This is a genomic window from Streptomyces sp. NPDC050674, from assembly GCF_040654575.1.
GTDB lineage: Bacteria > Actinomycetota > Actinomycetes > Streptomycetales > Streptomycetaceae > Streptomyces.
On record NZ_JBFAIG010000001.1, the window covers coordinates 54,955 to 67,280 of the forward strand.

The 12,326-nt window shown below is 73.8% G+C and carries 6 protein-coding genes; 3 read left to right on the forward strand and 3 right to left on the reverse strand.

Annotation, left to right across the window (positions count from 1 at the left end; translation table 11 throughout):
* Positions 1 to 2: 2 nt before the first annotated feature.
* Positions 3 to 3,098, reverse strand: coding sequence for a glycoside hydrolase family 2 TIM barrel-domain containing protein (locus tag AB0I06_RS00245; RefSeq protein WP_363116453.1), 3,096 nt, complete (start codon positions 3,096 to 3,098; stop codon positions 3 to 5).
* Between the two features lie 257 nt (positions 3,099 to 3,355).
* Between AB0I06_RS00245 and AB0I06_RS00250 the strand changes: the two genes are divergently transcribed.
* Positions 3,356 to 5,746, forward strand: coding sequence for a SpoIIE family protein phosphatase (locus tag AB0I06_RS00250; protein ID WP_363116454.1), 2,391 nt, complete (start codon positions 3,356 to 3,358; stop codon positions 5,744 to 5,746).
* A gap of 122 nt (positions 5,747 to 5,868) precedes the next feature.
* Positions 5,869 to 7,128, forward strand: coding sequence for an SLC13 family permease (locus AB0I06_RS00255; protein WP_363117004.1), 1,260 nt, complete (start codon positions 5,869 to 5,871; stop codon positions 7,126 to 7,128).
* A gap of 37 nt (positions 7,129 to 7,165) precedes the next feature.
* Here the strand turns inward: AB0I06_RS00255 and AB0I06_RS00260 are convergent, their stop codons facing one another.
* Together AB0I06_RS00260 and AB0I06_RS00265 are read right to left on the reverse strand one after the other, a co-directional pair.
* Positions 7,166 to 10,102: a ricin-type beta-trefoil lectin domain protein gene (locus tag AB0I06_RS00260; RefSeq protein ID WP_363116455.1), complete on the reverse strand. Its 2,937-nt coding sequence runs from the start codon at positions 10,100 to 10,102 to the stop codon at positions 7,166 to 7,168.
* A gap of 372 nt (positions 10,103 to 10,474) precedes the next feature.
* Complete coding sequence (locus AB0I06_RS00265) at positions 10,475 to 11,386, reverse strand: helix-turn-helix domain-containing protein (RefSeq protein ID WP_363116456.1); 912 nt, start codon at positions 11,384 to 11,386, stop codon at positions 10,475 to 10,477.
* A gap of 90 nt (positions 11,387 to 11,476) precedes the next feature.
* On the opposite strand from AB0I06_RS00265, the gene AB0I06_RS00270 reads away from it, so the two are divergent.
* Complete coding sequence (locus AB0I06_RS00270; RefSeq protein WP_363116457.1) at positions 11,477 to 12,319, forward strand: phytanoyl-CoA dioxygenase family protein; 843 nt, start codon at positions 11,477 to 11,479, stop codon at positions 12,317 to 12,319.
* The last annotated feature ends 7 nt before the right edge of the window (positions 12,320 to 12,326 follow it).

The window sequence follows — 12,326 nt, forward strand, 5'->3', positions numbered from 1 at the left end:
GCTCAGGCGGCCGGGGCGTCCAGCCTGCTGACGCGGATCGCGCCCCTGGGCTCGCCGGGGTGGCGGCTGGTGAGGGTGAGCCGGATCCGGGAGCCGCGGACGGCCTTGAAGGTGATCACCGTGGGGGCGTCGGAGGCGGTGGCCCAGCCGATCTCGGTGTCGCGCACGGCCTGCCAGGTGCGGCCGTCCCACACCTCCACCTCGATCGCCGCGGGCAGGCTGTGCGCGGCGTCCACGGTGAAGGAGACGTCCACCCGGTCGTAGCCGCGCGTGCGACCGTGGTCCACCGAGACCCAGTCCTCGGCCCGCGCCCCCTCGAAGGCGGGCAGCAGGGCCGTGGCCTGCTTGAAGAAGCCGTTGGACCAGCCGGTGGCCGGGTCTGCGTCGAGCATGGCGGCGGGCAGGGTGTCCGGGCGTCCCGAGTAGCTCGCGTCCGCGTGCGGAAAGCCGGCGGGGGCCGGGCGTCCGGGCTCGAAGGCGGCCGGGGCCGTCCGGGCCCGGTCCCGCGCCCGGGTGGCCCGTACGGTCACGGTGCCCGTGCGCAGGCCGTCGGCGCGTGCGGTCACCTTCACGGCGCCCACCCGGGTGCCGGACCGGACGATGGCGAGGGCCTTGCCGTGGAAGGCGGTCCGGGTGCTCGCCTGGTAGCGCTCGGCGCTCTCCTGGCGGCCGTTGTCCAGCCCGGCGATGGAGCCGCCCGCCACCTCGAAGGACAGCAGGTGCTCCGCGCCGGGCACCACCACACCGCGGCGGTCGACGACCTCGGCGGTCACGAAGACCAGGGAGCGGCCGTCCGCGGCGACGGACTCGCGGTCCGCGCTCAGGCGTACGGCGTGCGGGGCGCCCGCGGTGCGCAGCACGTCGGTGGCGACCACCTTGCCGTCCTGCCGGGCCACGGCCTTGAGCTCGCCCGGGGCGTAGGGCACCTTCCAGGTCAGGTGGAGCTTGCCCGCGCTGCCGTTGGGGCTGGTGTAACTGCCGGGGTAGGGGCCGTCGGTGAAGGTCTTGTCGTCGCCGGTCGCCTCGGTCGTCTCCAGGTAGGTGCGGCCGTCGACGGTCTTCTTGGTGTCGAACCGCCTGACCCCCAGGGACTTTCCGTTGAGGTAGAGCTCGACGGTGTCCACGTTCGCGTACGCCCACACCTCGACGGTGTCGCCCTCGGCGTGGTTCCAGGTCATCGGCAGCAGATGGACCATGGGCTCGCTGGTCCACTGGCTCCGGAACAAGTAGTACATGTCCTTGGGGAAGCCCGCGGTGTCGACCGCGCCGAAGAAGGAGGCCTTGACCGGGAAGACGTCGTACGGCGTGGGTTCGCCGATGTAGTCGATGCCGGACCAGAGGAACTGCCCGGCGAACCACCTGCGGTCCCGGTCCTTCTTGTGGCCGTACTCGCCGCTCATGGTCCAGGAGGCGAGGTTGTTGTCGTAGGAGGAGGTCGCCCGTCTGCCCGGAGTGTGGTTCTCGCCGGTGTTGAGGTGCTCGGGTTCCTGGTAGGCGCCGCGGGTGGAGGTCTCGGAGGAGGACTCGGACTCGAAGAGGAAGAGGTGCGGGTAGGCCGCGTGCAGCTGGTCCACCGACTTGGCGGTGTTGTAGTTGAGGCCGAGGCCGTCCAGTTTGGCCAGCATCAGGTCGGCGGCCGAGCCCTTGGCGGGCAGCCGGCGGTACTTGTCGGAGCCGATGACCAGCGGGCGGGTGTCGTCGGCGGCTTTGATCGCCCGGATGATCCGGTCGGCCATGGCGAGGCCGGCGGTGGAGGTGGAGTCGGGCACCTCGTTGCCGATGGACCAGCTCAGCACGGCGGGCGAGTTGCGGGCCGCCAGGACCATCTCGGTGGCGTCCTTCTCGCACCACTCGTCGAAGAACCGGCCGTAGTCGTAGCGGTTCTTTCCGGTGCGCCAGCAGTCGAAGGCCTCCACGAGCATGATGACGCCCAGTTCCTCGCAGACCTGGATCACCTCGGGCGCGGGCGGGTTGTGCGAGGTGCGCAGGGCGTTGACGCCCATGGAGCGCATGATCTCCAGCTGGCGGCGGACGGCGTCGATGTTCACGGCGGCGCCGAGCGCGCCGAGGTCGTGGTGGAGGTCGACGCCCTTGATCTTGTGGTGGGTGCCGTTGAGGGAGAAACCCTCGTCCGGGTCGAAGCGGAAGGTGCGGAAGCCGAAGACGGTGCGGTAGGTGTCGACGGTCCGGCCGCCGACGCGCAGTTCGGTGTGCAGGGTGTAGCGGTGCGGGCTCTCGAAGTCCCACACCTCCGGTCGCCGGACGGTGAGTTCGTGGGTCTCGGTGTGCTCAGCGGCGACGGCGGCGGTGGAGGAGGCGCGCGCGACCGTCCGGCCCTCGCGGTCGGCGATCCGGGAGACGACCTCGACGTCGGCGTCCGCGCCCGAGGCGTTGACGACGGAGGTGGCGACCCGTACGAGGCCCCGCCCGGCGGTGATCTCGGGCGTGGTGACCCGGGTGCCCCAGCGCGCCACGTGCACCGGCTCGGTGATCACGAGGCGGGCCTCGCGGTAGATGCCGCTGCCCGAGTACCAGCGGCTGCTGGGGAGCTGGTTGCGGACCTTGACGGCGATCACGTTCTCGGTGGTGCCGTCGGTGTGGACCAGGTCGGTGAGGTCGAGGGCGAAACCGGTGTAGCCGTAGGGGTGGCGGCCGGCCTCCTTGCCGTTGCAGTGGACGACGCAGTCCATGTAGACGCCGTCGAACTCCACCGAGATCCGCTTGCCGGCGAGGGTGGGCGGCAGGGTGAAGGCCAGGCGGTACCAGCCGAGGCCGCCGGGCAGGAAGCCGGTGCCGCTGGTGGTGCCGTGCTCGGTGGTGGGGGTCTGCTCGATGCTCCAGTCGTGCGGCACGGCGATCTCGCGCCACCCGGAGTCGTCGTACCCGGGCAGATGGGCGTCGGCGTAGGCGCCGGTGGGGTCGGTGATGCCGCCCGGGTTCACCAGCGCGAAGCGCCAGCCGTCGCGCAGGGCGACGGTGCGGCGGCCCGACGCGCCGCGCGCGTCCCCGGCGGCCCACGCCTCCGGGGTGCCGAGCAGCGCTCCGGCCGCGGGGGCGGCGGCGGAGGCGAGCAGGACCGATCTGCGCGTGACCGACATGACGGCTCTCCCTCATGAGAACTCAGAAGCACTCACAACTCATCGCGAACAAACAGATTCTGTCGATGTGTCACACGGGGCCGTCAAGGGTGCGGGAGCATCCTTCTGTCCCGGGGGCCGCTTGGGCCGGATGCGCTCCCCCACCCGGCCGGGGAGGGCCGTACGGGGGTTACCCGTCCACGCCGGCCGCCTACGGACTACGCTGGAACTCAACTGGCCTCCCTGTTCACTGTGAGTGTCCGTATGGAGTCGCGACGATGAGCCCGGACGAGGCGTTCGACGATGGCGTGGCCGCCCGTGCCGTCATCGCCGCCGACGGCACCCTCACCGGTTGGAGCGAGGGCGCCCGCCGCCTCCTGGGCCACACGGCCGACGAGGTCGTCGGCCGCCCGGCCGCCGCGCTGCTGGCCGACGGCGCCGACCCGCCGCCCGTCCCGGCCGACTCCCGCTGGAGCGGCACCCTCACCCTGCGCCACCGCGACGGCCGTGCCGTGTCCGTGTGGGTGCTCGCGCACAGCAGACCGCCGGACGGAACACAGACGACGGACTGGCTCGCGGTGTCCCCGCCCGAGAGCACAGGCCAGGGCCTTCCGGACGACCCGCTGGTGCGGATGGCCCTGACCCAGTCGCCCTGCGCCACGATGATCTTCGACGAGCGGTTGCGGCTGCGCGGTGTCAACGAGGCCATGGCCGACCTCGTGGGGCTGCCCGCCGGGCGGCTGCTGGGCCTGCGGCCCACCGACATCGGCAGCCGGCCGCAGAACGCCGAGCTGGAGGACCATCTGCGCCGGGTGCTCAGCACCGGCCGCCGCCAGGACATGCAGACGCACATGAAGGCGAGCGGCGAGAGCCGGGGGCCGCATGCCTGGCTGGCCCGGCTGGCACCGCTCACCGACACCACCGGCCGGGTGCGGGGCGTGTGCGTGACCGCCCACGACTTCTCCGACCAGTACCGGTCACGGGAACGGCTCCAGCTCGTCAACGAGGCGAGTGTGCGCATCGGCACCACCCTCGACGTCACCCGCACGGCCCAGGAGCTGGCGGACGTGTGCGTCCCGGCGCTCGCCGACTTCGTCAGCGTCGACCTGCTCGACCCCCAGGAGCACGGCGGCGAGTCCGCCGGGCCGCCGGCCCCGCCGGTCAGCCTGCGCCGGGCGGCCCACCAGTCGGTCAACGCCGGCAGTCCCGAGGCCGTCGCCAAGCCGGGGCAGGTCGACGTCTACCCCGAGAGCTCACCGCAGGCCGCCTCGCTGGCCGCCGGGCACACGGTCGTGGCCTCGGGAGCCTCCGGCGACCTGGAACAGTGGCTGGCCTGGGACCCCGCACGCTTCCGGCGCATCCGCGAGTACGGCATCCACTCCACGATGTCCGTGCCGCTCCAGGCCCGGGGCACCACCCTCGGCGTCGCCGTCTTCACCCGCTTCAGGCAGCCCGAGGGCTTCACCGACGACGACGTGCTGCTGGCCGAGGAGGTCACAGCCCGGGCCGCCGTCTGCATCGACAACGCGCGCCGCTACTCCCGCGAGCGCGAGACGACCCTCACCCTCCAGCGCAGCCTGCTGCCGCGCACACTGCCCCGTACGGCGGCAGTGGAGGCGGCCTCCCGCTATCTGCCGGCCACCCGCTCGGGGGTGGGCGGCGACTGGTTCGACGTGATCCCGCTGTCCGGGATGCGGGTCGCCATGGTCGTCGGGGACGTCGTCGGCCACGGCATCCAGGCCTCGGCGACCATGGGCCGGCTGCGCACCGCCGTCCGCACCCTCGCCGACATCGACCTGGCTCCCGACGAACTGCTCACCCACCTCGACGACCTCGTCGTGCGGCTGTCCCAGGAGTCCGGCGGCGGCGACGCCGGCACCGGAGAGGTGGGCGCCACCTGCCTGTACGCGGTGTACGACCCGGTGTCGCGGCGCTGCACCCTGGCCCGGGCCGGGCACCCGCTGCCCCTGCTGGTGCCGCCGGACGGACCGGCACGCCAGCTCGACCTGCCCTCGGGTCCCCCGCTGGGCGTCGGCGGCCTGCCGTTCGAGTGTGCCGAGGTGGAGCTGCGGGAGGGCAGCGTCCTGGCGTTCCATACGGACGGGTTGCTCGTCAGCCGCGAGCGGGACGTCGACGCGGGCACCCGGATACTCCGTGAGGCCCTGTCGGCGCCCTCCGACTCCCTCGACGAGACCTGCGACCGCGTGCTGCACACCCTGCTGCCGCCGGGCGGCTCCACCGACGACGTGGCCCTGCTGCTGGCCCGTACCCGTGGCCTGCCGTCCGCCCAGGTGGCGACCTGGGACATCCCCGCCGACCCGGCGCTGGTGGCCCCCATCCGCAAGCAGGTCGTCGACCAGCTCGAACGGTGGGGGCTGCTGGACGCCACGTTCACCGCGGAGCTGGTGGTCAGCGAGCTGGTGACCAACGCCATCCGCTACGGCGCCCCGCCCATCCGGCTCCGGCTGATCCACGACGCTGCCACGCTGATCTGCGAGGTGTCCGACACCAATCACACGGCGCCGCACCTGCGCCGGGCCAAGACCTGGGACGAGGGCGGCCGCGGTCTGCTCCTGGTCGCCCAGCTCACCCAGCGGTGGGGCAGCAGGCACACCGCCGAGGGCAAGACGATCTGGGCGGAGCTGGCCCTGCTCGACGACGAGTTCTGAGGCCGGACGGCGCCCGGTACGGGTGAGGGGCCCCGGCCGGCGCCGGGGCTCCTCACCGGTCTCTTACCGGTGCCTGATTACATGGACGGGCACCACCTGACCGCGCCCCGGAGGACCCCGCCCTGAACGCCCCGCTCGCCGAAGTCCTGTCCGTGGCGCTGCTGGCCGCCGTCCTCGTCTGGGCCGTCGCCCGCCCGAAGGGGCTGCCCGAGGCCGTCCTGGCGGTGCCTGCCGCCGGGCTCGCCGTCGCCCTGGGAGTGATCTCCCCGGACCACGCCTGGGAGGAGGTCCAGCGGCTGGGGTCTGTGGTCGGCTTCCTCGCGGCCGTGCTGGTGCTCGCGCACTTCTGCGACGTCGAGGGACTGTTCACGGCGTGCGGGGCGTGGATGGCCCGCTGGGCGGCGGGGCGCCCCACGCGGCTGCTGACCGCCGTGTTCGCACTGGCGTCCGTCATCACGGCCGTGCTCAGCCTGGACGCCACGGTCGTCCTGCTGACACCGGTGGTGCTCGCCACCGCGACCCGCATGGGCGTGCGGGCCCGGCCGCACCTGTACGCCTGCGCCCATCTGTCGAACACGGCCTCGCTGCTGCTGCCGGTCTCCAATCTGACGAACCTGCTGGCCTTCACGGCGAGCGGCCTGAGCTTCACCCGGTTCGCGGTGCTCATGACCCTGCCCTGGCTGGTCGCGATCGCCGCCGAGTACCTGATCTTCCGTCGCTTCTTCGACGACGAACTCACGGCGCCGCTCCCCTCCCCCGACGAGGCCTCGCGTCCCGAGCCGCTCCCGCTGTTCGCCCTCGTCACGGTCGGCTGCACGCTCGCCGGGTTCGTGGTGGCGTCGGCCGTGGGCGTCGCGCCCGCGTGGGCCGCGCTGGCCGGTGCCCTCGTGCTGGCCGGGCGGGCGCTGCTGCGGCGCCGGGCCACCCCGCTGACGGTGGTGCGCTCGGCGAGCCCTGCGTTCCTGGCGTTCGTGCTCGCGCTCGGTGTCGTGGTGCGCGCGGTCGTCGACCACGGGCTCGCCGACGCGCTCCGGCGTGTGCTGCCCGGTGGGTCGGGTCTGCTCGCGCTCCTGGGCGTGGCCGCGCTGGCCGCGGTCCTGGCGAACCTCATCAACAACCTGCCCGCGGTGCTGGTGCTGCTGCCCCTGACCGCCGGGTCCGGGCCCGGCGCCGTGCTGGCGGTGCTGCTCGGTGTGAACATCGGCCCGAACCTGACCTACGCCGGATCGCTGGCGACCCTGCTGTGGCGGCGGATCGTGCAGCAGCACGGGCAGCGGGTGGGGCTCGGGGAGTTCACACGGCTGGGGCTGCTCACCGTGCCGGGCGCGCTGGTTCCGGCCGTGGTGGCGCTGTGGCTGTCCCTGACCGTCGTCGGGGCGTGACGGCGGGGCCGCAACGCCGGCGCCGAGCGCGCGGGGGTCAGCGGCGCCCTCCGTAGCCGTATCCGCCGTACCCGTACCCGCCGCCGTACCCGTATCCGGGGTAGCCGTAGCCCGGGCTGCCGTACCGGCCGTCGCTGTCGCAGTAGTACCCGTGGCGTTCGCAGGCCGGGTCGGTGGCGGCCGGGCTGCTCGGCGCCGGCTGCGGTGACGCGGAGGTCGGGGACGGGGTCGGGGTCGGCTCGGGCGTCTTCGACGGGGTCGGAGCGGGGGGCGGCGTGGGCGTGGGACGCGATGCCGGGACGGCGGCGTTCCAGTTGACGGACTCCATCTGGAGGTCGGCCCTCGAGGTGTCGATCACCCAGCGCTGGGCCTCGTCGTCCGTCCGGTTCTTCAGGACCAGGGCTCCCGATCCGTCGGTCGCGGCCGGGGCCAGGGCGAGATCCTGGTCCGAGCGGGGCACCAGGGCGCCCTGGAGGGTGAAGTCGTAGCGGATGTTTTCGAGCTCGGGCCGGGACGGGCCCGAGCAGGAGGCCAGCCGCACCGAGTAGCCGAGCCCGGAGTCCAGGCACAGGTCCGGGGCGGCGCCGTTGCGCAGCAGCCCGTCGGTCTCGTACGTCCACTGCTGGGCGGACTCCGCCGAGCAGGCCGTGAGCTCGGCCTCCCCGCCCTGGACGGCCTTCTTGCCGTCGATGCCGACGCACAGCCCCGAGGCGACGTTGTGCAGCCGGCCGCGCAGGGCGCCCTTCTCGGCGTCGCCCGCGTCGGCCCACGACGGGTCGGTGGCCGACTCGCCGGCGTCGGAGTCGGGGGCGCCCTCGGAGGGACGGTCCTGCCCGGCCGGGGCTCCGTCGCCCGAGTTGCCGGTGGACCACAGGACCAGGGGCAGGACGACGAGACCGCTGACGGTCAGGATGCCGACGGTGAGGTTGCGTCGCCGGTTGGCACGGCGGGCCGCCTTGTGGGCGGTTCTCCGTGCGGCGGTCCGTGGGCCGACCGGTCGCGGACCCGGGGGCGCGGTGGCGGGCGGTGCGGGCAGCCCGGGGGCGGCCGGGGCGGGAGACTGCGCGGCGTTCCCGGCCGTGTTCACGCCCTCCGCCGGAGCGGGGCGCGGTGGCACGCCCGCCGGACCGCCTGGATCCGTGAACGACTCACCGACGGCACCGGCGAGGGCGACCGGGTCCGGGAAGACCTCGCGCCCCGTGCCGGCAGGGCCGGGGAAGCCCCCGTGAGCCGCCGTACCGGCAGGGTCACGCACCGCGCGATCGGAAGAGCCCGGGGTCATCGCATGGGGCACACCAGCCGCGTCCGGGTAGAGACCCTGCGGCCCTCCGGAAGGCGCCTGGAAGGCCTCCCCGGCCACATCGGCCGCGTCCGGGACCGCCCCGTGTGTCCTCCCGGAGAGGTCCGGGAACACCTCGCCGGCCCCACCCGCCGGTTTCCGAGAGCCTCGACGACCCCTCCCGGAAGGACCCGAGGAGGCCCCGTCGGCCCCACCACCCGCACTCGGGACCACTCCACTCGCCCTACCGGACGAGTCCGGGAACACCTCGCCGGCCCCACCCGCCGGTTTCCGAGACCCTCGACGACCCCTCCCGGAAGGACCCGGGGCAACCCCGTCGGCCCCACCACCCGCGCCGGGGGCCATCCCGGAAGGGCCCGGGGAGACCTCGCCGGCCTCACCCGCCGGTGTGCGGGACCCTCGACGACCCCTCCCGGAAGGGCCCGACAGGGCCTCGCCGGCCGGTTTGCGGGACGCTCGGCGCGTCCTCCGGGTGGGGCCCTGGAAGGGCTCGGACGCCGAGCCGGCCGGGTCGGGAGAGACCTCGCGCGCCCCGCCCAGCGGATCCGGAAACGCCCCGCCCGCCGTACCGGAAGGGTCCGGGGACAGACCGTGCGCCGCACCCGTGCCGCTGGAAGGGTCCGGGAACACCTCGTCCGCCGCACCCGCCGGGTAGCGGGACGCCCCGCGCACCCTTCCCGCCCGGGGCGGAATGATCTCGTGCGCCACCACCGGCGGGTCCGGGAAGACCTCGCGCGCCAGACTCATCGGGTCGGGGAAGAGCTCTCGTGCCGCACCGGCCGGCATGCTCGCCGGGGCCGCACCGGCCCCCTCCCCGGGCCGTCCGCGGCCGCCCTCGGCGCTCTCCCCCGCCTCGCTCGCCCGGCTCTGCGCGTAGCTCCGGCCGCCCCAGCCCAGTACCGCCTCCGACAGGGCGGTACCGAGGGCGTGGTTGAACTGGTCGAGCTGGTCCGCGGTGGCGCTGCAATGCCCGCAGCCCTCGATGTGGGCGCGCAGGTCGGGGTCGATGGCGGCGCCCCCGCGCCGGTAGGTCACGTCGAGCAGCCGCAGATAGCGCCGGCACTCCTCGTCGGGGGCGAGTTCACGGTGCAGTTGGAGGCACTCCTCGCGCAGCCGGTCCCGGGCCCGGCCCAGTTCGACGCGGGCGCCCTCCTCATCCAGGCCGAGCAACCCGGCCGGGGAGGAGAGGGGTTCGGCCTCGACCTCGACATGCCACAGCAGGCAGCGGGCGGACTGGGGCAGCCGCTGGTACGCCCCGGACAGCAGACGCCGGTGCGGCGAGGGCAGCAGCCGGGCGGCGGGCCGCTCGGTCCCGGACAGCAGCTCCGGGTGGAGCGTGTCGCACCTGTGGTCACCGGCCCACTCGGCCGCGATGCGCCGCACGGTGACGAGCAGTTGGGGCCGCCAGGCGGAGGTCGGGCCGTTCTGACGGAGGGTCTCGCCGAAGAGCCGGGTGAACGCGGCCGTGGTGAGCATGCCCGCGGCGCGGGGGCCGTCGGTGCACAGGCGGGCGTAGGCGAAGGCCGCCTCCCAGTGCCGGTCCAGCAGTTCGCCGACGGGATGGAGCGCGGGCGTCGCCCCGGTCCACTTCCTGAGCTCCGCGCTCAGTTGCTCGTCCGTCGCGCCGAACCCGCGGGCCGAGGCCGGAGAATTCGACGGGCCTGCGTCTTTCACGGCTGCATTCCTCTCAAGGACATGCGGAATAAAGTCCGTACCAAGGGGTATGCCGGTCCGGCGGCCTCGCGCATACGAGGAAAGGCGTGGTGTGGACACGCCGACACGCACACCTTTGCACAGCTCAGGGACAGGGAACAAGTGATCGCACAGTTTCGCGCATTGCCTGCGCGGCCGCAGCCTTTTGACAAAATGTCAATCAACGGAGCGAAAGGCATTTCCGTGCCGTCTGCCCCCTTTTAGCGGCTCGCATTTCCCGCCCGGCAGTGGCCACCCGGAAACCATTGGATCACCGCCTGCCCAGCAGCTCACGCGGTTGCCGCCCTTTCCGCGCCGGTCTTTCCGGGACGCCCGAGAAACCAATGGCGGTGGTCAGCCGGGCAGGCCGGCGTGGGTCGTGCGGTACGCCCCGGGCGGGGTGCCGTAGCGCGCTCGAAAGGCGCGGTTGAAGTGGAAGGGGCTGACGAAGCCCGAGGCCGCGCCCACCCGTTCGACGGGCAGGTCGGTGTTCTCCAGCAGCCGGGCGGCATGGCGCAGCCGCGCCTCGCGCAGAGCGCGCATGGGTGACTGGCCGACCTGCCGGCTGAACAGATGGGCGAAGCGGGAGGGTGACAGCGCGACCGCCTCGGCGAGGGAGCGGACGGTGTGCGGGGCGCCCGGGTCGGCGTCGATCAGGTCCCGGGCGCGGCGGATCCGCGGGTCCAGCCCCGGCCGGGGCGCCGTCGGCCGGGCGGCGGCGGTGGTGAGCAGGACGATCTCCTCCAGGGCGCACAGGGCCAGTTCACGGGCCGCGCTGCCGTGCGCCACGGCGACCTGCCCGTCCTCGGACGCCCCGTCGGGCGGCGCCCCGGAGCCGGTCCAGCGGGCGTCGGCCTGCATCCGCCGGAACGCCGCACCGACGCGGTCGTGCACCCCGGCCGGTGCGGAGGTGACCACGTACATCCCGTCGCCGGCCTCGTACGGCCGCAGCCACGCGCCCCAGGACGGGCGGGCCTGGCAGTGCACCCACCAGAACCGCCAGTGCCGGGCCCCGGCCTGGACCTCGTAGCCGTGCCGAACGCCGGGGGCGAGTACGACGAGGTCACCCGCACCGGCCGAGGCCCGCGCCCCGCCCTGCCACAGCCGTCCCCGGCCCGCCGTGGTCCAGGTGAAAAGCCAGCTCGCGGACCCGCGCGGCCGGCTGACGCCGTAGCCGGGCGGCTGGTCGTAGTGGCCGAGCACGACCAGCCCGGGCGGCGGAGCGGGGACGCCGGGGTCATCGTTGTCCGGCCGGTCAGCAGGCACGGGCAATCCGTCAGCACGCACGGGCATCCTCCTCTGCGGCCCGCAGGCCTAGCGTTTCGCACCGAGGACACCTGACCGAGGAGTACGTTCATGACAGTCACGGGCAAGGGCGCCACCGGCGCTTCCATCCTGGACCCGACCGGGCTCGCGCGGTACCGGGAGGCTTTCGAGGAGGACGGTTTCACGGTGGTGCGCGGGCTCTTCGGGGCCGACGAGATCGACCGGCTGTGCGACACGTTCGCGGCGCTGCGTGCGGCCGGCCCTGTCCCGGGGCACTTCGAGCCGCGCGCGGCGGACACGCCGGGCGCCGATCCGCTGCACGTGTGGCCCCGGGTGATGCACCCGCACGAGATCGACGACCTCGCGGCCGAGGTGCTGCTGGACGCCAGGCTGCGGACGGTGCTCGAGGTGCTGCTCGGTGAGGAGGTGCTGGCCGCGCAGAGCATGTTCTACTTCAAGCCGCCGGGCGCGCGGGGACAGGCGCTGCACCAGGACAACTTCTACCTGCGGGTGGAGCCGGGGAACTGTGTGGCGGCGTGGGTGGCCTGCGATGTGATCGACCGGGAGAACGGCGGGCTGGAGGTCGTGCCGGGCACGCACCTCATGGACCTGTTCTGCCCGGAGCTCGCCGACCCGGAGGTGTCCTTCGCGCGGGAGTACGTCCCGCCGCCGGCCGGCCTGGCGCCGGTGCCGGTGGACATGGCTCCGGGGGACGTCCTGTTCTTCAACGGGAGCCTGGTGCACGGGTCGCGGCCCAACCGGTCGGCACAGCGGTTCCGGCGGTCGTTCATCGGGCACTACGTGGGGCGGTCGGCCGAGCGGATCGGGCGGTTCTACCGGACGCTGGCGATGAGCGGGGCGAGGGTGGAGCTGGCGGAGAGCGAGGGGGCGGGCCCCTGCGGAACGGAGTTCGCGCCGCAGGGGCCGCACTGACCTCCGG